Below are 20,059 nucleotides of genomic sequence, written 5' to 3' on the forward strand. Positions count from 1 at the left end.
GGCGACACCTACGTCGATCGCCCTGCCGCGACGGGAATGGGGAGCACCCACATCGATACGTTCATGGGTCTCACCTCCTCGGGCGGTGTCACGGGCAGCTGCAAGCTACTGGTCCGGGCATCCTCCCGTCCAGTCATTTACCGGCCGGGTGCTCACGACTCCGAACGGCGTGCCGTGAGGGGCACGAGGACGAGGGCGGCAACGCCCAGTGCGGCGGCACCGATCGCCCACCACCAGAAGAATCCGGAGAAGACCGAGGCGATCAGGAGGCCCACGCCGAGGCCGGCGAGCAGGCCGAGTCCGAACATGCCCCGCGGGGGCAGGGCGAGGTACGGGAGGCGCCGTACCACGAGCACCTCCAGCCAGGTGCCGCCCACCGCCAGCAGCGCGGCGCCGACCCCGTCGACGGCGGACAGCCCGTGACCTTCGCTGACCGGCACGAGGACCCGACCCTCGTCACCGGCGGGAACGAGGAGGACGAGCACGCCGGCGACGATGAGCGCGGCGGCGACGGTCACCTGGGTACGCGGCGCAGCCCGGATATCGTGAGACATCGCTTCAGTCTTGGTCATCCGGCAGGTTCCCGGCAGGAGCCGAATCGCCGAACATCGACAGGCCGACGGTCATCACCGCATTCGCGACCCCGCCTTCCTCACCCGACCCGGTGCGATCGGTCGGCCCGGGCCAGCGGCATGGGCGGACGCCCGCGCACTACTCGTTGACGATCTGCTCTCGGAGGATGTCGTCCAGACCCAGGGATGACGCCGCCCGGCGGGATGCTTCGCAGGCTTCGCGGTGCGCGTGCTGGATGGTGGTGATCGTGTCGCCGCCATCGAGGACGAACGACTCTTCCGACCTCACCGGGATGCCGATCTCCGCGCGCGACCGGCCCGTCACGGCCTGATCGAACCAGACCTTCTCCACGAAGGTCGCGTGCTTCACCAGACCCAGAAGGACGGCATGGCCGCAGCATTCCAGACCGTCGTCGTCCAGGAGCAACTCATGGGCACGAGCGGTCGGCTGACGTGTCCGACTCGCAGGTACGGACCAGCAAGGAAGCCCGGTGGCTCCAGAGCCACTGGAGGTACTGCCGCACCTCCTCTGGCGTGGCGACCCACCCGTCCTCCATGTAGGTGAGGATGCGTTTGATCTCGCCGGGTACGAGGTCGTAGGCGGTCGCTCCGGTTTCCGGGACGGGCGTGTCGGGGGAGACGGCCACGGGCAGCGGAATCATGGGAACGCGGACTCCGGCCTTCGTGAGGGCCTTGAGGACCGTGAGGTAGACGCGGGCCAGGTGGTAGGGGGAGACGGCGAGGGCGAGGCTGGTGATGCCGCGGGCCCGGACCTGGCTGACGATCCACGCGGCCTGCACCGCGGTGTGGGCGGCCGGCTCGGCCTGGAGGTGGACCCCGTCGGTGCGACGAAGGCCGAGGCTCCGCAGGTAGTCGAGCGTGATGTCGACGTAGGTCCGTTCGTCCGGGTTACCGTTCGCCACCAGAAGATGGGACACCGCCGGGTTGGCCTCCCAGCTGCGGATCGCGTGCGTGAGACGCCATTCCTCGCCCTGACCGACGGCTACCACGAGCGCGTCGACCCGGCGGGCGGCCGACTGGGGCAGGGTCAGGATCATCGTCAGGATCTTCGTGACCGCCAGGACCTGGCCGGCGGTGAAGCCGGCCAGGTCCTCGTCGGCGAGAACCCGGGGGAGAGGCGGGCCGGGACTCACCGGACCGCCCCGGCCGGGCCGGTGGGCGGGACCCGGGGGCGCCAGGTCGTCGGATCGAGGTAGGGAGATCATCTCGCGATCGTTCCAGCCAGCCCGGCCGCGCGGGAGCCCGACGAGGAGATCCGCCCCGACGCCGCCGTCGAACCCGTTCCGCACCCGTCGTGGACCGCCCTAGAGTCGGAGGATGCTGATCCGGATCGAGGGCGGCGACCTGCCGGGTCGGCGCGCCGGCACCGAGGCGGACCTGCTCCGGCTCCGCAACGTGCACGTGGGGATGCAGCGCGGGGCCGAGGTGGTCGACCGGGTCCCGGTCGACGCGCAGGAGGCGGCCTGGCGGTGCGAGGTCACCAGCCGTGAGGTGGACGACCTGCTCGACGTGGGCGGGCCGTGGGTGCACGGCCGGCCGGGGGCGCGCTTCCTCTACCTGAGCTGGGGTGCGGTCACGGACGACCGCTTCGAGATGTTCCGCCGGGCGAAGCTCCTGTTCGGTGACGTCCCGCCCGAGCTGCTCCGGGCCGGCCACGACGGTGCCGGTGTGCTGGTGGGCCGGCTCGGGCTGACGGACGCCCAGGGCGGGCCGATCTGCGCCCGGGTCCGGCCGCCCCACGTGCGCTGGACCCTCGAATGACCAGGCCCCCGACCGAGTACGCATGCTCATTCGCGCGACCGTGGCGACCCGGCAGGATCGGGCCGTGACGAAGACGACGCGTACCCTGCTCGGCGGCCTGCTCCTGGCGGCCGCGACCGTCGGTGCCTGGTGGGCCTGGCTGGGTTGGGAGTCGGGCTACACGGTCGATCCGGAGACCGGCGCGACCAGCGGCCCGTACGCCGTGTGGCAGGTGGCCGCCGCCGTGCTCACCCTGCTCGTGATCGCCGCCGTGGGCGGCTGGTTCTGGAGCCCGTGGCTGGTGGCGCCGGTGATGACGGTGGCCTTCACCGCGGCCTGGGCGGCGCGGGCCGCGTCGACGGACGACACCGGGCTCTGGGCGGTGGGTGCGGCGCTGGTCGCCATCGGCACCGCCATCGGGGCGACGGTGGTCGGCGGCGGCGCGGCGTTGCTGCGCCGGCGGCGCGCGGGATGACAGCGGGCCTGCCGGCGGGTCCGGCGGGCCGGTTCGGCTGCTCGGGGTCGCCTCAGCCCTGACCGCCGCGGAAGTCGGCGGCAAGGACCCGCAGCGCCCGGGTCAGCTCCCGCGCCGAGGGAGCCGCCGCCGGGTCGACCAGCCACTGGGCCGCGACGCCGCCGATCAGCGCCTGGTGGAAGGCGCCGAGGGCGAGCGCGGTCGACTCGTCGAGGCCCGGGTCGAGCCGGTGGAAGACCTCGGCCAGCCCGAGCCGGGCCTGGCGGGTGACGCCGGTGAACGCCTCCCGCAGCTCGGGCGCCCGGTCGAGCTGCGCGATCAGCTCGAACTGGACGGCCCACAGCGGCCGTAGCCGGGTGAACGACTCGATGATCCGCTCCCACGCCGCCTCGAAGCGCTGCTCGGGCGTGGCGTCCGGCCCGGCGTCCTCGGCGAGGGCGCGTTCCAGCTCCTCGCCCCACTCGGCCATGGCCTCCACGAGCGCCTCGTTGAGCAGCGCCTTCGTCGTGCGGAAGTGGTAGCCGATGGCGGCCAGGCTGGTGCCGGCGGCGCTGGCCACGTCCCGGGCCGTGGTGGCCGCGTAGCCCTTCTCCATGAGGCAGCGCTTGGCCCCGGCCAGCAGGTCCTCCCGATTTCCCATGCCGAGCAGCCTAGCTGATTCCTTGAACAAATGTCTTGCACAAACGTCTAACACACTTGTACCGTCAGTGGCATGACTGATGTGCTGATCTCCGGCGCCGGTGTCGCCGGCCCCACGCTCGCCTGGTGGCTGCGCCGCCACGGCTTCCGGCCGACCGTCGTCGAGCGCGCCCCGGCGCTGCGCGACGGGGGCTACAAGGTGGACGTCCGCGGTGTGGCGCTGACCGTGCTGGACCGGATGGGCCTGCTGGAGCAGGTGCGCCGCCGCGACACCGGGATGCGGTCCGCCCGCTTCCTCGACGCGTCCGGCGCGCAGCTGGCCACCATGGACGCCGCGCTCTTCGGCGGCCGGGAGGGGGACGACGCCGAGGTCATGCGCGGGGATCTGGCCCGGCTGCTCGTCGAGGCGACCGGCGACGTGGAATACCTCTTCGGCGACTCGATCGCCACGCTGGATCCGGCCGCCGACGGGGTGGACGTGACCTTCGCCGGGGGCGGCCGCCGCCGCTTCGACCTGGTGGTCGGCGCCGACGGGCTGCACTCGACCGTACGCCGGCTCGCGTTCGGCCCCGCCGCCGCGCACCTGCGCCCGCTCGGGCACCACATCGCGATCTGCACCGTCCCGGCCGAGTTCGGCGAGGAGCGGGTCGAGCTGATGCACCCGGCGCCGGGCCGGACCGTCGGGGTCTACCGCACCGCCGGGGCGCCGGACGCCCGGGCGCTGTTCCTCTTCCCGTCGCCCGCCGAGGAACCCGACCACCGGGACCTGCCCGCCCAGCGGGCCGTGCTGGCCCGGGCGTTCGAGGGGGCCGGCTGGCGGGTGCCCGAGCTGCTCGCGGCGAGCGCCGACGCGCCGGACCTCTACGTCGCGCCCATGAGCCAGGTGCGGATGGACCGCTGGTCCACCGGCCGGGTCGGGCTCGTCGGCGACGCCGGTTACGGCCCGTCGCCCGCCTCCGGGCAGGGCACCAGCCTCGGGCTGGTCGGGGCGTACGTGCTGGCCGCCTCGCTGGCCGAGGCCGGCGGGGATCCGGTGGCCGGCTTCGCCGGGTACGAGCGGCGGATGCGCCCGTTCGTGACGGCGAACCAGCTGCTGGCCGAGCGCAACCTCAAGGGGATGGTGCTCTCCTCGGCCGCGCAGATCCGGTTCCAGACGCTGATGCTGCGGCTCATGCCGCGCCTGCCCGGCCGGGAGCGGATGATCCGCCGCGTCACCGAGCCGATCCGGCGCGCGGCCACCGCGATCACCCTGCCGGACGCGCCGGCGGCCACCCGCTGACCCGTCAGTCCGTCAGGCGCTCGTCGTACGCGGCCCGCAGCTCGTCCCAGCCGAACTCCTTGGCCTCGGCGCCCCGGATCGGGCCGACCGGGTCGCCGTCGAGCAGGTGGCCGGCCACGTCGAGGCAGAGGTGCCAGCCGGCGGCCATGCTGGCGCCCAGCGCGCGGTCGTCGAAGCGGTGCCGCAGCGTCAGCCGGGTGCCGTCCTCCGTGCCGGCCAGCTCCCAGCGGAGCAGACCGTCGCCCCAGGTGTACTCCAGCAGGGTGGGCGGCTCGGCGTGCCGCACGGTGGCCGGGGCGGGCCAGCGCCGGTCGCCGTCGACGGTGGTCAGCGTGACCGCCCCGGGCGTGGCCAGGTCGCGGTCGGCGAGGAAGGGCGCCCACCGGGCGAGCCGGTCCGGCTCGGTGAGCGCCGCCCACACCCTGGCCGGCGGGTGCCGCAGGTCGCGGACGAGGACCAGGTCCCACCGGTCGCCGGCCGGCGACCAGGAGACGTCGGCGAGCGGGCCGGGCCGGAAGCTGTCGCGATCCATGGTCACTCCTCACTGTCGAGATGGCGTTCCAGGGCGTCGAGGTGGTCGGCCCACATCCGCCGGTACGGCCCGAGCCAGTCGTCCACGGCGCGGAGCGGGCGGACGTCGAGCCGGTAGATCCGCTGCTGGGCGGCGGTGCGGCAGCTCACCAGGCCGGCCTCCCGGAGCACCTTCAGGTGCTTGGAGACGGCCGGTTGGCTCATGCCGAGCGCGGCCACGAGATCGCCGACGCTGCTCTCCGCCCGGCGCAGCCGGTCGAGGATGCGGCGTCGGGTGGGCTCGGCCAGCACGGCGAAGGCATCCCCGGACACGTCCACAATATGCCCCAGTGCTCATATGCCTGTCAAGGAATACGGGCCGCGCACACGGCGGGTCCGCCCGCTTTCTATGCTCGGGGCATGGAACTGCGGATCTTCACCGAACCCCAGCAGGGCGCCAGTTACGACCAGCTGCTCGCCGTGGCGCGCCGCGCCGAGGAGACCGGCTTCGGCGCCTTCTTCCGCTCCGACCACTACCTCAAGATGGGCTCGATGAGCGGCGATCCGGGTCCGACCGACGCCTGGACCACCCTCGCCGGCCTGGCCCGGGACACCACGCGGATCCGGCTCGGCACCCTCATGACGGCGGCCACCTTCCGGCTGCCCGGCCCGCTCGCCATCACCGTCGCCCAGGTCGACCAGATGAGCGGCGGCCGGGTGGAGCTGGGCATCGGCACCGGCTGGTTCGCCGAGGAGCACACGGCGTACGGCATTCCGTTCCCGCCGCTGGGCGAGCGGTTCGACCGGCTGGAGGAGCAGCTCGCGGTCATCACCGGGCTCTGGGCGACGCCGGCCGGCTCGACCTTCGACTTCCCCGGCAAGTACTACCCGGTCAGCGACTCCCCGGCGCTGCCCAAGCCGGTCCAGCAGCCCCGCCCGCCGATCCTGCTCGGCGGCATGGGACCGAAGCGGACGCCCCGCCTCGCCGCCCGGTACGCCGACGAGTTCAACCTGCCGTTCGCCTCGGTCGAGGACTCGGCCGCGCAGTTCCAGCGGGTCCGCGAGGCCTGCGCCGAGACCGGCCGGGACGCGTCGAGCATGACCTGGTCCAACGCGCTGGTGCTCTGCTGCGGGCGGGACGACGCCGAGGTGGCCCGGCGCGCCGCGGCCATCGGGCGGGAGCCCGCGGAACTGCGCGAGAACGGCGCGGCCGGCACGCCCGCCGAGGTCGTCGACAAGCTCGGCCGGTACGCGGAGATCGGCAGCGAGCGGGTCTACCTCCAGGTGCTCGACCTGGCCGACCTGGACCACCTGGAGCTGGTCGCCGCCGAGGTGATGCGGCAGGTGTGACCCGGGGTCGCGGCCGGCCGGCGCGGCGGGTGAGCGTTACCGCTCAGCCGGCCGGGCCCCGGCGTACCGTGTCGAGCCGGCCGTCCCGGTCGCTGTCCAGGTACGTCACGTCGGGGACGCCGTCGCCGTCCAGGTCGACCCGCACCACGTCGGCCACCCCGTCGCCGTCGAGGTCGGTCACCACCTCGACCGACCCGTCCAGGTGGCGGGTGACGATCGACCGTCCTCCGGCGGCCCGGGGCGGCGGCCCCGGCCGGGGGATCGGGTCGGGCTCGGGTTCCGGCGTCGGGGTCGGCGCCGGGACCGGGGCCGTGGCGTACGCCGCCCCGGCCGGGTCGGGACCCACGCCGGTCGGGTCGATCTCCTCCTCCGACGGGTGCACGTCGCCCCGGAGGGTCGGGTCGCGGTAGCTGCTCATGCCCACAGGGTTCCCTACCCGGCGGCGGGGCAACCACGCCTTGCGCGTTTGGCGGATGATGCACGCGGACACCGGCGACGGGAACCGGGGAGGAACGACATGGAGCTGCACCGGAACCGAGGGGCCCTGCCGCTGGCCCTCGTCTGTGTGGCGGGTGGGGTGATGGTGCTCGCCGTCGCCGGCGACGGGCCGGTGCTGCGGATGCTGGTCGCCCTGGGCGTCGTGGCGGTCGGCGTGGCGGTGCTGGTCGGCGCGCTGCGGCCGTTCCGCTGCGTGCTCGGGCCGGAGGGGCTGGAGGTGCGCCGGCCGGGCCTGCGCGGGACGTACCGCTGGGAGCAGTTCGCGGCGCTCGCCCTCGACGACGCCGGCCGCCTCGTGGGCGTGCCCGCGGCCGGGCTGCCGCCGGGCCCGCGGGTCACCGCCCGGCACCCGCGCGACGGCCGTCCCGCCGTCGAGCTGCTCGACCTCCGGCAGGTGCGGGAGAGCCCCGACGAGGTGACGGCGGCGCTGGTCCGCTTTGTGGGCGAGCGGTTCACCGACGCCCGCACCCCGCACGCTGGCAAGGCCGCGGCATGACCGGCACGAACTGGGCGGGCAACGTCACCTGGTCGGCCCGGGCCCGCCACGAGCCCACCACCCTGGACGAGCTGCGCCGGCTGGTGGCCGGCGCGGACCGGGTCCGGGCGGTGGGCACCGGGCACTCGTTCAACCGGCTCGGCGACACCACCGGCGAGCAGGTGTCGGTGGCCGGGCTGCCGCCGGCCGTCGCGCTCGACCGCGACCGGGGCACCGTCACCGTCGCGGCCGGCCTGCGCTACGGCGACCTGGCCACCGCGCTGCACGCCGAGGGGTACGCCCTGGCGAACCTCGCGTCGCTGCCGCACATCTCGGTGGCCGGGGCGGTCGCCACCGCCACGCACGGCTCCGGACCGGCCAACGGCAACCTGGCCACCGCCGTGGCCGCGCTGGAACTGGTCACCGCCGACGGCGACCTGCTCACGGTGGACCGCGCCGACCCCCGGTTCGCCGGGTTGGTGGTCCATCTCGGCGCGCTGGGCGTGGTCACCCGGCTCACCCTCGACGTGGTGCCCACCTTCGCGGTGCGGCAGTACGTCCGGCTCGGCCTGCCCCGTGCGGCGCTGGACGCCGCCCTCGACGCGGCGTACAGCGTGAGCGTCTTCACCGGCTGGCGGTCGCCGCGGTTCGACCAGGTGTGGATCAAGCAGTTGGCCGACCAGCCGCCGCCCCCGGCGGACTGGCTGGACACCCGCGCGGCCGACACGCCCCAGCACCCGGTGCCCGGGATGCCGGGGGAGGTCTGCACGGCCCAGTTCGGCGCGCCCGGGACGTGGCACGAGCGGCTGCCGCACTTCCGGCTCGGCTTCACCCCGAGCAGCGGCGACGAGCTCCAGTCCGAGTGGCACGTGGCCCGCTCCGACGCCGCCGCGGCGCTGGCCGCGCTCGACCCGGCGGCGGAGCGGATCGCCGCGGTGCTCCAGGTCTGCGAGCTGCGTACGGTGGCCGCCGACGGGTTGTGGCTCAGCCCGAACCACGAGCGGGACAGCCTGGCCGTCCACTTCACCTGGATCGGCGACCCGGCGGCGGTGGCGCCGGTGCTGGCCGAGGTGGAGGAGCGGCTCGCTCCGTTCGCCGCGCGCCCGCACTGGGGCAAGTTGTTCACTCGCGACCCGGCCGCCTGCTATCCGCGCCACGGCGACTTCCGCGCCCTGCTGCGCGAGTTCGACCCGGCCGGCAAGTTCCGCACCGCGTTGCTGGACCGTTACTTCCCGCGATACTGACCTACCCGCGGGTCACCCGTAGCCTATGGGCCGACCATCCACGGTGGACAGCGGTGAGGGAGAAGATGGTGCAGGAGACCTCCGGGCCGGGCGGGCTGATCCGCGTCGACAACCGGGCGTTGTCCCGGATCAGCGTCGTCGCCCAGTGCCTGGACAACCAGTGGGTCACCCGCGACCTGTTGGAGCACATGGTGAGCCGGCGGCTCTCCTACGCCGAGGTGGAGCGCCGGCGCCGGCAGGACGCGCGGGCCGAGTACCTCCGCTCGATCCTCAACGCCGAGCAGGTCATCGTCAACCGGGCGTACTTCTTCAACAACCCGGTCGTCTACCAGGACTTCGCGGCGCGCGGGCCGCAACGCGACGCGGTCCGGGCCCTGCTGCACGAGAGCGTGCTGGTGCCCTTCCTGCTCCGCGAGGGCTCGCCCGCGGACGAGCCGCGGTTCACCGTCGACCGGGTCGGCTGGGACGCCTGGCGGAGCCTGCTCGACGACCTCGACCACATCCGGTGCCTCCGGCTGAGCTGGGACGACGCCGAGAACGAGGAGTGCACCCAGCGACTGATGTTCGAGGAGTTCCACCGCTTCCTGCTGCAGGTGCGCGGCTTCAACCTCGACGCGCTGCGCCGCGACCTCGGTCTCGACGAGGAGAGCATCCCGGCGCTGCGGGAGCGGCTGCGGGAGGTGACCCTGTGGGCCGCGGACACCGACCGGGCCGACCGGGAGGGGTTCTACCGGCAGTTCCTCGTCGAGCCGGGCAGCGACCCGGCGCAGGGCCGCTTCCGGTCGGCGCCGCTCGTGGCGGAGCTCAAGCAGCTCATCGACCTGCGGTACAACACCACCGTGCCCGACGCGGTGGAGCGTTTCGCGCTGATCCCCACCGACTCGCTGCGGCGCACCGCCCTGCAGGAGCGGCCGCCGGTGCGGGCGGCCCGCCCGACCGAGGAGGGCGCACCGCGGGCCGACCTGGAGCAGCTCGTGGAGCTGCTCCGGACGCTCCGGCCGCAGGCCTTCGACCTGGCCCAGTTCCCGCTGCGGATCGACCTGACCGGGCTGGAACTGGCCCACGTGCGGCAGGCGCGGGACACCGACGAGTGGCGCAGCTACCTGGTCGCGCTGGAGGCGCTGCTCGACGACCCGACCGACTTCGTGGCCCGCGGCCAGCTGGTGTACGACCGCTACCTCGCCCTCGCCGGCCGGCTCGCGGACATCGTGGGCGAGCGGCGACGCAGCCGGATGCGGATCTGGCAGCCGGTCGTCCGGATCACCATCGAGGTCCTCGGCGCCTCCGCCTCGGTCATCTACGACGGCGACCCCCGGCTGGAGGTCATCGGCGACGTGGCCACCGAGGTCGCCTCCCGGGGCACCGACGCGGTGCTCCGCTTCGCCGTCGTGGGCCGCGACCAGCGCCGTGCCGAGAACGAGCTGGCCACCGGCATCGACGTCATGCGGGTGCGGTTGGAGCGGGCCCGCGAGAACTGGCGGGAACTCGTCGCCCGGTTGCGGGAGGGCGGCTTCCCGCTGGTCGACGGCGACGTCGAACGTGACTCCGAACCGAACATCGACCGGCCCCGGGAGGGCGAATGAGTGCGGCTGCCGACGACCTCCGCTACCGGGAGCTGCGCGACCGGCTGCCGGAACTGTTCGTCAACCCGCCGGGCGCCGCGGTGGAGATCCTGGACGATCCCGCCGAGGTGGCCGCCGCGGAACGGGCCAAGGTCGAGGCGCTGCGCGCGCGGGGCCTGCCCGAGGAGTGGGGCCGCAGCGGGGTCGCGTACCAGGACGAGTGGCTCACCCTGCTGCGGGACCCGGTCCGGTTCCCCGGGGGCGCGCTCGGCACCTACATCCGCGCGATCTCGATGGGCGGCACGTACGGGGTCGTGCTCCTGCCGGTGCTCGACGGCGCGGTGGTGCTGATCGAGCACTTCCGGCACGCGACCCGGCGCTGGCACCTGGAGGCGCCGCGCGGGTTCGGCGAGCCCGGTGTGCCGGCCGAGGAGCAGGCGACCCGGGAGCTGCGCGAGGAAATCGGCGCGGAGGTCGTCCGCCTGGTCGACCTGGGCGTGCTGCACCCGGACACCGGCACCTCCACCGACGAGGTCCGGCTCTTCCTGGCGGAGGTGGCGGCGGTCGGGGAGCCCGACGCGCGCGAGGGCATCCGGGCCCTGCGGCGCTGCCCGCCGGCCGAGGTCGGCGCGCTCATCCGGGACGGGGTCCTCACCGACTCGTTCACCATCGCGGCCTGGACCCGGGCGCACCTGCGCGGCCTGCTGGGCGACGGCTAGGAGCGGCCGGCCGCCGTCTGCTCGCGCATGCTGCCGCGCTGCACCGCCCGGCTGATGTCGCTGGGCGAGACGATCCCGACCAGCCGGTGGTCGGTGACCACGAGCGCGCGGCCGTCGGCGCACTGGCTGAGCCGGGGGAGCAGGTCGTTGAGCTGCTCGTCCGGGCTGGCGAGCACCAGCTCGTCGGCCCGGCAGGAGACCTCGGCCAGGGTGGTCGCGGCGCGCCGGTCGGCCGGGACGCCGCGGACCCGGTCCAGGGTGACCAGCCCGATCGGCCGCCCCTCGTCGGCCAGCGGCAGCGCCGAGTGCCGGTACGCGAAGAGGTAGTGGTCGACGAAGTCGGCGACGGTCATCTCCCCGGAGGCGGTCTGCGGCTGCGGTGTCATCACGTCGGCGACCCGGATGCCGCGCAGCGCGCTGCCCATCCGGGCCTGGCGCTCCTCCGCGCCGGCGGCACCGATCAGGAACCAGCCGATGAGCGCGAGCCAGAGCCCGCCCACCCCGCTGCCGGCGAGGAACTGCCAGAGCCCCAGCCCGATCAGCAGGGCGCCGAGGACCCAGCCGGCCCGGGACGCCACCACGGAGGCCTTCGTCCGGTCGCCGGTGGCCTTCCACACCGCCGCGCGCAGCAGCCGGCCGCCGTCCAGCGGGGCGGCCGGCAGGACGTTGAAGACGGCCAGCAGCACGTTGATGCCGGCCAGCCAGGACAGCGCGCCGAGCAGCAGGCCGTGCGAGCCGGCCAGGGCGAGCAGCACCGCTATCGCGCCGAAGAAGAGCCCGATGATCAGGCTGACCAATGGCCCCACCCCGGCGATGCGCAGCTCGGCGCCCGGGTCGCGGGCCTCGCCCTTCAGCTCGGAGACGCCGCCGAAGAGCCAGAGCGTGATCCCCTCGACCTCGATGCCGTTGCGCTTGGCGACCACCGCGTGGGCCACCTCGTGGGCGAGCAGGCCGAGGAAGAAGACCACCGCGGCGGCAAGCCCGGCGGCCACGTACGCCACGACCGAGTGGCCCGGGTACGCGCGCGGGAACTGGCTGGCGGACAGCGCCCACGCGATCAGCACGAAGATGACCAGGACGCTCCAGTTGACCCCGACGGGTACCCCCGCGATCCGGCCAAGCCGGAAGCTCGCCCTCATGACCCCGTCATACCCGTCCGCACCGGAACCACACCCGGGCGGCGTGGGGCCCGGTTCAGCGCCGCTTGGGGGCCGTGCTGACCACGGTCGGCGAATACTCGTTGGCCGCCTCCACGGCCCACTCCAGCGCGAAGTCGGCCTCCTCCTCCCAGCCGGGCTCGCCGCCGACGAAGTGCGACCGGCCCGGGAACTCCCGGTAGCTGGTGATCGCCGTCGAGCCCCGGTAGAGGTTGGCCACGGAGGACGCCAGCGAGGCCGGCACCACGTGGTCCTCGCCGCCGGCTGTCACCAGCAGCGGCGCCCGGTCGGACCGTTTGGTGTCCGCCGCCGTCGCCGAGGTCGGGTCCAGGTTGGCGAACGCCCCCTCGAAGAAGACGTGGCCCGCGGCGGGCACCGCGTACCGCTCCCACGCGGCGTCGGAGTCCTCCGGGCTGATCGTGTTTCCGAAGGTGTACCGGAAGTCCTCGGGGCTGAACGCCACGGCGCGGTACCGGTTGGCCGGGTTGCGCAGGATGGGGAACCCGGAGCGCAGCGTGCTGAGCGGCAGCTTCAGCACGCCCTTCACCGGCGCGGGGTGCAGGCCGACGACGGCGGCGCCGAGGCCCCGGCTCAGCAGCAGCTGCGCGATGAGACCGCCGAACGAGTGCCCCATGATGATCGGCGGCCGGGGCAGGTTCCGGATGATCGCCGTGTAGTGGTCGACGATGCCGGCGATCCGCTGCGCGGCGATCGGCGTCGGGTCCTCCCGCAGCCGCTCGACGTCCTGGTCCATGCCGGGCCACGCGGGGGTGAGCACCTGGAAGCCGCGCGCCGCGTAGCGGTCGACCCAGTGCTCCCAGCTGCGCGAGGTCATCCAGAGCCCGTGGATCAGCACGACGGTGTCGACCCGTGCCGTCGGTGTGCTCATGCCCTGACCTCCCGGTGCCGCGACGAGTGACGTCGGCGCCGCTTACCCGGCCGGGCCGCCCTCACTCCCGCCCGGGACGTGGGTGGCGAGGCCCTGGATCAGCAGGTCGAGGCCGAAGTCGAAGCGGGTGTCGCCGTCGCCGGCGAGCAGCACGTCCACATGCTCCCGCAGGTGCGGGTACCGCGCCGCCGGCAGGTTCCGGTAGTACGTGCTGAGCTGCTCGCGCATCCGGGCCCACCACGTCGGCTGGTCCTGACCGGCGGCCCGGACCTTCTCGGCGTACAGGGCGCCCTCGTAGGCGTCGCCGGCGATGTAGAGGAAGAGTCGGTCGAGGAACCACGCCGCCTGCTGGGCCGGCACGCCGCCGCTGCGGAGGACGGCGAGCAGCCCGTCGGTGACCCGCAGGGCGTTCGGGCCGGTGGGGATGGTGGCCAGGGAGGCCAGCGCCAGGTCGGTGTGCGCGGCGTAGACCCGGTACGCCTGCCGGGCCACCTCGCGGACCTGCTCCGTCCAGCGGCCCGGGTCGGGCTCGGGCACGGTGATGTCCGCGCTGACCCGGTCGACGAGCAGTTCGAGCAGCTCCTCGCGCCCGGAGACGTGGGCGTAGAGGGAGGCCGGTCCGGTGCTCAGCTCCTGGGCCACCCGCCGCATGCTGAGCCCGCCCAGCCCTTCCCGGCTGAGCACGGCGAGGGCGGCGTCGACCACCGCCTGCTGGCTGAGCGGCTGTCGGGGCGCCCGGCTGCGGGGCCGGGTACGCCACGGCGGGGCGGGCTGTTCGCTCACGGACGACCTCCGGTTCAGGGACCCGAACATAGTACTTGCCGCGAACGTAGTTCGTTGATAGAACGGTGTTCGTTCACGAACAGTGTTCGCTCGGAATCAGGGGACCCCATGACCACCCAACTGATCGCGGCGCCACCGGCCGCCGGCCACCGCTGGCGCTGGATCGCCCTCGCGGTGATCCTCACCGCCGAGGTGATGGACCTGCTCGACGTGCTCGTCACCAACCTCGCCGGACCGGCGATCCGGGCCGACCTCGGCGGCTCGCCCACCGTCATCCAGTGGATCGGCGCCGGCTACACCCTCGCCATGGCCGTCGGCCTGGTCACCGGCGGCCGCCTCGGCGACCTGTACGGGCGGCGCCGGATGTTCCTGATCGGGGTGCTCGGTTTCACCGCCGCCTCGGCGGCCTGCGCCCTCGCCGGCAGCCCCGGCACGCTGATCGCCGCCCGGGTGGCCCAGGGCCTGCTCGGCGCGCTGCTCCTCCCGCAGGGGCTCGGCCTCATCAAGGAGATGTTCCCGCCGGAGCAGCTCGCCACCGCCTTCGGCGCGTTCGGCCCGGTGATGGGGATCTCCGCCGTCGGCGGGCCGATCCTGGCCGGCTGGCTGGTCGACGCCGACCTCGGCGGCACCGGCTGGCGCGCCATCTTCCTGATCAACGTGCCGCTCGGCCTGCTCGCCGCCCTCGGCGCGGCCCGGTTCCTCCCGGCCTCCCGCCCCGGCCACGCCACCCGGCTCGACCTGCCCGGCGTCGTGCTCCTGTCGGTCGCGGTGTTCCTGCTGGTCCACCCGCTCGTGCAGGGCCGCGAGCTCGGCTGGCCGGCGTGGAGCTGGGCCATGCTGGCCGGCTCGGTGGTCGTGCTGGCGGTCTTCGCCCGCTACGAGCAGCGCCGGCAGCGGGCCGGCCGGGACCCGCTCGTGGTGCCCGCCCTGTTCCGCCGCCGCGCCTTCACCGGCGGGCTGGTCGCGGGACTGGCCTTCTTCACCGCGCTGGCCGGCTTCTCGCTGGTGTTCAGCCTCTACCTCCAGCTCGGGCTCGGCTGGTCCCCGCTGCGCGCGGGCCTGGCCGGCGTGCCCCAGGCGCTCGGCATGGTGGCCGCCTTCGTGCTCGCGGGCGCCGGCCTGGCCCAGCGGCTCGGCCGGCGGCTCATCCACCTCGGACTCGGGGTGGTGCTGGCCGGCGTCGCCGGGATGCTGCTGACCCTCACCGTGGCCGGCGCCGACGTCACCCCGTGGCGGATGACGCCCGCGCTGCTGGCGGTCGGCTTCGGCATGGGCCTCGTGATGGCGCCCTTCTTCGACATCGTGCTCTCCGGAGTCGAGGAGGCGGAGACCGGTTCCGCGTCCGGCACGCTCACCGCCGTGCAGCAGCTCGGCGGCGCGCTCGGCGTGGCGCTGCTCGGCACGGTCTTCTTCGACGGGCTGACCGAGTCCGTGTCGCACGCCGTGCGGGTCACCCTCCTCGCCGAGCTGGGCCTGCTGCTGGTCACCGTGGCCGGGGCGTTCCTGCTGCCCCGCCGGGCCCGGGAGGGGGCCGGTGGCGGCCACTGACCGCCGGCCTCCTGACAAATGTCACGGTCGGAAGGTGACGAGCGCTCCGGGGACCGGCCCGCCGGTCCCCGGAGCATCGTTGTCATGACCGACACCCCACCGGCCGTCGAGCTGGCCGGACTCACCAAGACCTTCGGCCCGGTGACCGCCGTCGACGGGCTCAGCCTCCGGATCGAACCCGGCGAGGTGGTGGCTTTCCTCGGCCCCAACGGCGCCGGCAAGACCACCACCGTGGACATGCTGCTCGGGCTGGCCCGCCCGGACACCGGCACCGTCCGGCTCTTCGGCGGCACGCCCGGCGACGCCGTCCGGCTCGGCCGGGTCGCCGCCGTCATGCAGACCGGCGGCCTGCTCAAGGACCTCACCGTCGCCGAGACGGTACGGATGACCGCGCACTTCTACGGCCAGTCCCGGCCGGCGGCCGAGGTGCTGGAGCGGGCCGGCATCGCCGACATCGCCGACCGTGCGGTGGGCAAGTGCTCCGGCGGCCAGCAGCAGCGGCTGCGCTTCGCCCTGGCGCTGCTGCCCGACCCCGACCTCATGGTGCTCGACGAGCCGACCACCGGGATGGACGTCGAGGGGCGGCGGGACTTCTGGCAGGCCATCCGGGCCGACGCCCGCTCCGGCCGGACCGTCCTGTTCGCCACCCACTACCTGGACGAGGCCGACGCGTACGCGGACCGGATCGTGCTGGTCCGCCAGGGCCGGGTGGTCGCCGACGGCACCACCGCCGAGATCAAGAACCTGGCCGCCGGCCGCGTGGTCCGGGCCACCCTCCCGGGCGCCGACCAAACCGCGCTCGCGGCGCTGCCCGGCGTGCAGTCCGTCGAGGTGCGCGGCGACGCCGTGCTGGTCCACACCGAGGACTCCGACGTGGTCGCCCGGCACCTGCTCACCCGGACCGACGCCCGCGACCTGGAGATCACCTCGCGCAACCTCGAGGACGCCTTCCTCGCCCTGACCGCCGCCGCCTGACCGCCGACCGCGCCGAACCCGGAGCCTGAGATGACCGTCACCGCCTCGTCCGCCACCACCACGCCCGACCGGGCCGGGACCCGCCGACCCCCCGCCCTGGGCGGCTTCTCCGCCCCCGTGCTCGCCATCGAGATCCGCCGGGTGCTGCGCAACCGCCGCACACTGGTGTTCATCCTGGTCATGCCGGCGGTGTTCTTCCTGCTCTTCGGCCTGCCGCAGAAGGGGCAGAACCTCGACAACGGCCTGCCCGTCACGGCCTGGATCATGATCAGCCTGGCCGTCTACGCGGCCATGGTCGCCACCACCAGCGCCGGCGCGGCGGTCGCCACCGAGCGGGCGCTCGGCTGGAGCCGGCAGCTGCGGCTCACCCCGCTGCGCCCGGCCGCGTACGTGGCCCTGAAGGTGGCCACCGCCATGGTGCTCGGCCTGTTCGGCGTGCTTGTCGAGTTCGCCGTGGGCGCCGCCTCCGGGGTGCGGTTGCCGGCACACGTCTGGATCGAGTCCGGCCTGACCGCCTGGATCGGCTCGCTGGTCTTCGCCGCCCTGGGCCTCTTCGTCGGCTACCTCGCCCCGGCCGAGAACGTCATGCAGTTCATGGGCCCGGCGCTGGCCATCCTGGCCATGTTCGGCGGGCTGTTCGTCCCACTTGAGATCCTGCCCCACGCCATGCAGCAGATCGCCAAGTTCACCCCGGTGTACGGGGTCGGCGAGCTGGCCCGGTCGCCGCTGACCGGGGCCGGTGTGGACTGGGCGGCCGTCGGCAACGTGGTCGCCTGGACCGCCTTCTTCGGCCTCGGCGCGGCCCGGCTGTTCCGCCGCGACACCACCCGCGTCTGACGCGCGGCGGCGGAGGCTAGCGTGTTCACCGTGGGCCTGCCGCGCCAGCCGAGCCAGCCGATGAGCCGCCGTTGGCGGATCACCGGCTGGCTCCTGGCCGCGGTCTGGCTGTTCTTCCTCAACATCCCGCTGCTCACCGCCCTGCATCAACCCGAAATGTGGCGCCGGGTGCTGGGCGCGGTCACCCTGGTCGCCTTCGGCGTGCTCTACGTCTGGGTGTTCGAGTGGGCGCGCGGCCGGCGGCAGGCGCACCGGAACATCCCGCGCGGTCGGGCGTGGACGATCCTCGCGGCGCTGCTCGCGCTCGGCCTCGCGGGCATACCGGGCACCGAGGGGGACTGGCTGACCACACTGGTCTTCGTGGCCGCCGCGGCGGTGTTCCTGCTCCCGATATGGGAGTCCCTGGTGGTGGTCGTGCTGGCCGCGCTGACCCCGCCGGTCACGGCGGCGCTGGTGCCCGGCTGGGAGGCCGAGGGGACCGTGGTCTTCGCCGTCGTGCTCGCCTCGTTCGCCATGTTCGGGGTGAGCCGGCTCGCGCAGCGCAACGCCGAACTCCAGGGCGCCCAGCAGGAGATCCGCCGACTCGCGGTGACCGAGGAGCGGGCCCGCACGGCGCGGGACCTGCACGACATCCTCGGGCACTCGCTGACCGTGGTGGCGGTCAAGGCGGAGCTGGCCGGGCGGCTGCTGGAGCTGGACCCGGCCCGGGCGGCCACCGAGGTCGCCGACATCGAGCGGCTGGCCCGGCAGGCCCTGGCCGACGTGCGGGGCACCGTCGGGGCGTACCGCGGGGTGAACCTCGCGACGGAGCTGGCCGGCGCCCGCTCGGCGCTGGCCGCCGCGGGCGTCGCGGCGGACCTGCCGGAGACGGCGCCGGAGCTGCCGGCGGAGCGGGACGAGCTGTTCGGCTGGACGGTCCGCGAGGGGGTCACCAACGTGGTCCGGCACAGCGGGGCACGGCGCTGCCAGATCCGGATCGACCCGACGGCCGTGGAGATCCGCGACGACGGCCGGGGGCCGGCCGGCGAGCCGGACGCGGCCGGCCACGGCCTGGTCGGGCTCCGGGAGCGGGCCCGGCGGCTGGACGCCACGGTCACCGTCGGCCGCCCGCGCGACGGGCGCGGCTTCCTGCTCCGGGTGACGCTGCCCGACGACGGACAGGGGACGAGCGGATGACCGAGCCGATCCGGCTGCTGCTCGCGGACGACCAGGCGCTGGTCCGGGGCGCGCTCGCCGCGCTGCTCTCGCTGGAACCGGACCTGACCGTGGTGGCCGAGGTGGGCCGGGGCGACGAGGTGGTGCCGGAGGCGCTGCGTACCCGGCCGGACGTGGCCCTGCTGGACGTGGAGATGCCCGGCCTGGACGGGGTGGCGGCGGCCGCGGCCCTGCGGGCCGCGCTGCCCGGCTGCCGGGTGCTGGTGGTGACCACCTTCGGCCGGCCCGGCTACCTGCGCCGGGCCATGGAGGCGGGCGCGAACGGCTTCGTGGTCAAGGACACCCCGGCCCGGCAGCTCGCCGACGCGGTCCGCCGGGTGCACGCCGGGCTGCGGGTGGTCGACCCGACGCTCGCCGCGGAGACCCTGGCCACCGGGCCGAGCCCGCTCACCGACCGGGAGACCGAGGTGCTGCGCACCGCCCGCGGCGGCGGCACGGTGGCGGAGCTGGCGGCGACGCTGCACCTCTCCGAGGGGACGGTGCGCAACCACCTCTCCGCGGCGATCGGCAAGACCGGCGCCCGGAACCGGGCCGACGCGGTCCGGGTGGCCGAGGAGAACGGCTGGCTGCTCGGCGACTGAGCCGGCTCAGGCGGTGGCCGGCGGGGCGGGGAGCTCATCCACCACCACGACCGGGGTGCCGGGGCGCAGCTCCGCGAGGAGTTGCCGCTGGCCGCTGCGGGTGAGCCGGATGCAGCCGTTGGTGACGTTCTTCCCGAGCGTCGCGTCGGTGTACCAGCTGTGCAGTCCGATGTGCGCGCCGCGCAGCCCGGTGGGCACCGCGTCCGGGTCGTCGGGGATCGCGCCGAGGGCGAAGATGTCCACCCCGCCGTAGACGTCCTGCGGGGGCGGGGTGCGGCCCAGCACGAAGGTGCGGCCGAGCGGGGTGAGCTGGCCGGCCATGCCGAGGCTCACCTCCCAGGAGCGCACGGCGCGGCCGTCCCGGTACCAGGTGAGCCGGTGCGGGCGGCGTTCCACCACGACCTGGTCGCGCAGCGCCACGATGCTCCAGCCGCCGGCCGGCAGCCAGGCGATCCGCCGGTTGGCCGAGGGAAGCAGGACGGCGGTCCAGCCCACCCGCCGCTCGACGATCGGCATGGTCAGCTCGACGCCGCTGATGGTGGGGGCGAGGAAGGCCAGTGGCCGGCCGCCCGGCGCGTCGTAGGCAGCCACCTCGCGGGTCGGCGTGACACCCTCGGCCAGCGGGCGGGTGTCGGCCGGACCGGCGTCGGCCGGGAACCCGCCGGGCGCCGGGTCGTAGGTGACCACCGGCAGGTCGTCCGGTGCGGGTGCGGCGGCCGGCACCGACTCCTCGGGGGAGGGGCTCGGCTCGTCCGGGGCGGGCGGTACCGCCGCGGTGGGTGCGCCGGCGACCGGCGCCGGGGCCGGGCCCCCGGTGAGGCTCCGCCCGACCAGGAGCGCGGCCGCCAGCAGGACCGGTACGCCGATCGCGGCGAGCAGCCAGCCGAGCGTCCAGCGCGAGAACAATCGGTCAAACAGCACGATCAATACTGTAAACGGGCAGGAGGCCCCCCGGGCCGCGAAACGGCGGCGCGGGGGGCTCCGGTTCGT

At 74.6% G+C, this 20,059-nt stretch carries 24 protein-coding genes; 13 read left to right on the forward strand and 11 right to left on the reverse strand.

What is annotated here, in order from left to right:
- Positions 1-152: 152 nt before the first annotated feature.
- The 3 genes from NFX44_RS04160 to NFX44_RS04170 form a co-directional block, all read right to left on the reverse strand.
- On the reverse strand, positions 153-554 hold the full coding sequence (locus tag NFX44_RS04160; RefSeq protein WP_262282148.1) for a hypothetical protein: 402 nt from the start codon (positions 552-554) through the stop codon (positions 153-155).
- Between the two features lie 157 nt (positions 555-711).
- Positions 712-999, reverse strand: coding sequence for a DinB family protein (locus NFX44_RS04165; protein WP_262282149.1), 288 nt, complete (start codon positions 997-999; stop codon positions 712-714).
- A gap of 1 nt (position 1,000) precedes the next feature.
- A complete protein-coding gene (locus tag NFX44_RS04170) occupies positions 1,001-1,798 on the reverse strand; it encodes a YdcF family protein (RefSeq protein WP_262282150.1) in 798 nt (265 codons plus the stop codon).
- 112 nt (positions 1,799-1,910) lie between these two features.
- Between NFX44_RS04170 and NFX44_RS04175 the strand changes: the two genes are divergently transcribed.
- Together NFX44_RS04175 and NFX44_RS04180 are read left to right on the forward strand one after the other, a co-directional pair.
- The gene (locus NFX44_RS04175; protein ID WP_262282151.1) at positions 1,911-2,354 is read left to right on the forward strand and encodes a DUF5990 family protein; all 444 of its coding nucleotides are present in this window, start codon (positions 1,911-1,913) and stop codon (positions 2,352-2,354) included.
- A gap of 64 nt (positions 2,355-2,418) precedes the next feature.
- Positions 2,419-2,808: a hypothetical protein gene (locus NFX44_RS04180; RefSeq protein WP_262282152.1), complete on the forward strand. Its 390-nt coding sequence runs from the start codon at positions 2,419-2,421 to the stop codon at positions 2,806-2,808.
- A gap of 52 nt (positions 2,809-2,860) precedes the next feature.
- On the opposite strand, the gene NFX44_RS04185 is transcribed toward NFX44_RS04180, so the two are convergent.
- Positions 2,861-3,448 carry a TetR/AcrR family transcriptional regulator gene (locus tag NFX44_RS04185; RefSeq protein WP_262282153.1) on the reverse strand — a complete coding sequence of 196 codons (588 nt, stop codon included), beginning with the start codon at positions 3,446-3,448 and terminating at the stop codon, positions 2,861-2,863.
- A 72-nt stretch (positions 3,449-3,520) separates the two neighbouring features.
- Here NFX44_RS04185 and NFX44_RS04190 point away from each other — a divergent pair, with 72 nt between their 5' ends.
- Positions 3,521-4,726, forward strand: a complete 1,206-nt coding sequence (locus NFX44_RS04190) for an FAD-dependent monooxygenase (protein ID WP_262282154.1) — start codon at positions 3,521-3,523, stop codon at positions 4,724-4,726.
- 4 nt (positions 4,727-4,730) lie between these two features.
- On the opposite strand, the gene NFX44_RS04195 is transcribed toward NFX44_RS04190, so the two are convergent.
- Positions 4,731-5,258 (reverse strand): SRPBCC family protein, encoded by a 528-nt coding sequence (locus tag NFX44_RS04195; protein ID WP_262282155.1) that lies wholly within the window; start codon positions 5,256-5,258, stop codon positions 4,731-4,733.
- A 2-nt stretch (positions 5,259-5,260) separates the two neighbouring features.
- Positions 5,261-5,569, reverse strand: coding sequence for a metalloregulator ArsR/SmtB family transcription factor (locus tag NFX44_RS04200; protein ID WP_262282156.1), 309 nt, complete (start codon positions 5,567-5,569; stop codon positions 5,261-5,263).
- A gap of 87 nt (positions 5,570-5,656) precedes the next feature.
- On the opposite strand from NFX44_RS04200, the gene NFX44_RS04205 reads away from it, so the two are divergent.
- A complete protein-coding gene (locus NFX44_RS04205) occupies positions 5,657-6,586 on the forward strand; it encodes an LLM class F420-dependent oxidoreductase (protein WP_262282157.1) in 930 nt (309 codons plus the stop codon).
- A gap of 43 nt (positions 6,587-6,629) precedes the next feature.
- On the opposite strand, the gene NFX44_RS04210 is transcribed toward NFX44_RS04205, so the two are convergent.
- Positions 6,630-7,004: a hypothetical protein gene (locus NFX44_RS04210; protein ID WP_262282158.1), complete on the reverse strand. Its 375-nt coding sequence runs from the start codon at positions 7,002-7,004 to the stop codon at positions 6,630-6,632.
- A 99-nt stretch (positions 7,005-7,103) separates the two neighbouring features.
- Here NFX44_RS04210 and NFX44_RS04215 point away from each other — a divergent pair, with 99 nt between their 5' ends.
- Genes NFX44_RS04215 through NFX44_RS04230 form a run of 4 tightly spaced genes read left to right on the forward strand, consistent with a single transcriptional unit; the run spans position 7,104 to position 11,084 of the window.
- Positions 7,104-7,580 carry a hypothetical protein gene (locus tag NFX44_RS04215; protein WP_262282159.1) on the forward strand — a complete coding sequence of 159 codons (477 nt, stop codon included), beginning with the start codon at positions 7,104-7,106 and terminating at the stop codon, positions 7,578-7,580.
- Positions 7,577-8,803 (forward strand): FAD-binding protein, encoded by a 1,227-nt coding sequence (locus tag NFX44_RS04220; protein ID WP_262282160.1) that lies wholly within the window; start codon positions 7,577-7,579, stop codon positions 8,801-8,803. The genes NFX44_RS04215 and NFX44_RS04220 overlap by 4 nt, the downstream gene beginning before the upstream one ends.
- Positions 8,804-8,856: 53 nt before the next feature.
- Complete coding sequence (locus tag NFX44_RS04225; RefSeq protein WP_262282161.1) at positions 8,857-10,386, forward strand: hypothetical protein; 1,530 nt, start codon at positions 8,857-8,859, stop codon at positions 10,384-10,386.
- Entirely contained in the window at positions 10,383-11,084 is a 702-nt protein-coding gene (locus NFX44_RS04230; RefSeq protein ID WP_262282162.1) for an NUDIX hydrolase, read from the forward strand. The genes NFX44_RS04225 and NFX44_RS04230 overlap by 4 nt, the downstream gene beginning before the upstream one ends.
- Here NFX44_RS04230 and NFX44_RS04235 read toward each other — a convergent pair.
- The 3 genes from NFX44_RS04235 to NFX44_RS04245 are packed head-to-tail and all read right to left on the reverse strand — an operon-like array spanning position 11,081 to position 13,913.
- Positions 11,081-12,223, reverse strand: a complete 1,143-nt coding sequence (locus tag NFX44_RS04235) for a site-2 protease family protein (protein ID WP_262282163.1) — start codon at positions 12,221-12,223, stop codon at positions 11,081-11,083. The two genes, NFX44_RS04230 and NFX44_RS04235, sit on opposite strands and share 4 nt — an antisense overlap.
- A 55-nt stretch (positions 12,224-12,278) precedes the next feature.
- Positions 12,279-13,130 carry an alpha/beta hydrolase gene (locus tag NFX44_RS04240; RefSeq protein WP_262282164.1) on the reverse strand — a complete coding sequence of 284 codons (852 nt, stop codon included), beginning with the start codon at positions 13,128-13,130 and terminating at the stop codon, positions 12,279-12,281.
- A 42-nt stretch (positions 13,131-13,172) separates the two neighbouring features.
- The gene (locus NFX44_RS04245) at positions 13,173-13,913 is read right to left on the reverse strand and encodes a TetR/AcrR family transcriptional regulator (protein WP_262282165.1); all 741 of its coding nucleotides are present in this window, start codon (positions 13,911-13,913) and stop codon (positions 13,173-13,175) included.
- Positions 13,914-14,021: 108 nt separating this feature from the next.
- Here NFX44_RS04245 and NFX44_RS04250 point away from each other — a divergent pair, with 108 nt between their 5' ends.
- From NFX44_RS04250 to NFX44_RS04270, 5 genes are all read left to right on the forward strand, one after another.
- Positions 14,022-15,461 carry a DHA2 family efflux MFS transporter permease subunit gene (locus NFX44_RS04250; protein ID WP_262282166.1) on the forward strand — a complete coding sequence of 480 codons (1,440 nt, stop codon included), beginning with the start codon at positions 14,022-14,024 and terminating at the stop codon, positions 15,459-15,461.
- 84 nt (positions 15,462-15,545) lie between these two features.
- Positions 15,546-16,436, forward strand: a complete 891-nt coding sequence (locus tag NFX44_RS04255; protein WP_262282167.1) for an ABC transporter ATP-binding protein — start codon at positions 15,546-15,548, stop codon at positions 16,434-16,436.
- Between the two features lie 30 nt (positions 16,437-16,466).
- A complete protein-coding gene (locus NFX44_RS04260) occupies positions 16,467-17,273 on the forward strand; it encodes an ABC transporter permease (protein ID WP_262282168.1) in 807 nt (268 codons plus the stop codon).
- A gap of 21 nt (positions 17,274-17,294) precedes the next feature.
- Positions 17,295-18,449, forward strand: coding sequence for a sensor histidine kinase (locus tag NFX44_RS04265; RefSeq protein WP_262282169.1), 1,155 nt, complete (start codon positions 17,295-17,297; stop codon positions 18,447-18,449).
- On the forward strand, positions 18,446-19,069 hold the full coding sequence (locus NFX44_RS04270) for a response regulator transcription factor (RefSeq protein ID WP_262282170.1): 624 nt from the start codon (positions 18,446-18,448) through the stop codon (positions 19,067-19,069). The genes NFX44_RS04265 and NFX44_RS04270 overlap by 4 nt, the downstream gene beginning before the upstream one ends.
- A 6-nt stretch (positions 19,070-19,075) precedes the next feature.
- Here the strand turns inward: NFX44_RS04270 and NFX44_RS04275 are convergent, their stop codons facing one another.
- Positions 19,076-19,990 (reverse strand): L,D-transpeptidase, encoded by a 915-nt coding sequence (locus NFX44_RS04275; protein WP_262282171.1) that lies wholly within the window; start codon positions 19,988-19,990, stop codon positions 19,076-19,078.
- Between the last annotated feature and the right edge of the window lie 69 nt (positions 19,991-20,059).

Source organism: Micromonospora sp. MA102, assembly GCF_025460765.1.
Lineage (GTDB): Bacteria > Actinomycetota > Actinomycetes > Mycobacteriales > Micromonosporaceae > Micromonospora > Micromonospora halotolerans.

What these genes read in the sequence shown, in the direction of transcription:
- NFX44_RS04160 (WP_262282148.1), bottom strand. Translation starts at nt 554, where the DNA reads ATGTCTCACGATATCCGGGCTGCGCCGCGTACCCAGGTGACCGTCGCC.
- NFX44_RS04170 (WP_262282150.1), bottom strand. Translation starts at nt 1,798, where the DNA reads ATGATCTCCCTACCTCGATCCGACGACCTGGCGCCCCCGGGTCCCGCC.
- NFX44_RS04175 (WP_262282151.1), top strand. Translation starts at nt 1,911, where the DNA reads ATGCTGATCCGGATCGAGGGCGGCGACCTGCCGGGTCGGCGCGCCGGC.
- NFX44_RS04185 (WP_262282153.1), bottom strand. Translation starts at nt 3,448, where the DNA reads ATGGGAAATCGGGAGGACCTGCTGGCCGGGGCCAAGCGCTGCCTCATG.
- NFX44_RS04190 (WP_262282154.1), top strand. Translation starts at nt 3,521, where the DNA reads ATGACTGATGTGCTGATCTCCGGCGCCGGTGTCGCCGGCCCCACGCTC.
- NFX44_RS04195 (WP_262282155.1), bottom strand. Translation starts at nt 5,258, where the DNA reads ATGGATCGCGACAGCTTCCGGCCCGGCCCGCTCGCCGACGTCTCCTGG.
- NFX44_RS04205 (WP_262282157.1), top strand. Translation starts at nt 5,657, where the DNA reads ATGGAACTGCGGATCTTCACCGAACCCCAGCAGGGCGCCAGTTACGAC.
- NFX44_RS04210 (WP_262282158.1), bottom strand. Translation starts at nt 7,004, where the DNA reads ATGAGCAGCTACCGCGACCCGACCCTCCGGGGCGACGTGCACCCGTCG.
- NFX44_RS04215 (WP_262282159.1), top strand. Translation starts at nt 7,104, where the DNA reads ATGGAGCTGCACCGGAACCGAGGGGCCCTGCCGCTGGCCCTCGTCTGT.
- NFX44_RS04220 (WP_262282160.1), top strand. Translation starts at nt 7,577, where the DNA reads ATGACCGGCACGAACTGGGCGGGCAACGTCACCTGGTCGGCCCGGGCC.
- NFX44_RS04230 (WP_262282162.1), top strand. Translation starts at nt 10,383, where the DNA reads ATGAGTGCGGCTGCCGACGACCTCCGCTACCGGGAGCTGCGCGACCGG.
- NFX44_RS04235 (WP_262282163.1), bottom strand. Translation starts at nt 12,223, where the DNA reads ATGAGGGCGAGCTTCCGGCTTGGCCGGATCGCGGGGGTACCCGTCGGG.
- NFX44_RS04240 (WP_262282164.1), bottom strand. Translation starts at nt 13,130, where the DNA reads ATGAGCACACCGACGGCACGGGTCGACACCGTCGTGCTGATCCACGGG.
- NFX44_RS04250 (WP_262282166.1), top strand. Translation starts at nt 14,022, where the DNA reads ATGACCACCCAACTGATCGCGGCGCCACCGGCCGCCGGCCACCGCTGG.
- NFX44_RS04255 (WP_262282167.1), top strand. Translation starts at nt 15,546, where the DNA reads ATGACCGACACCCCACCGGCCGTCGAGCTGGCCGGACTCACCAAGACC.
- NFX44_RS04260 (WP_262282168.1), top strand. Translation starts at nt 16,467, where the DNA reads ATGACCGTCACCGCCTCGTCCGCCACCACCACGCCCGACCGGGCCGGG.
- NFX44_RS04270 (WP_262282170.1), top strand. Translation starts at nt 18,446, where the DNA reads ATGACCGAGCCGATCCGGCTGCTGCTCGCGGACGACCAGGCGCTGGTC.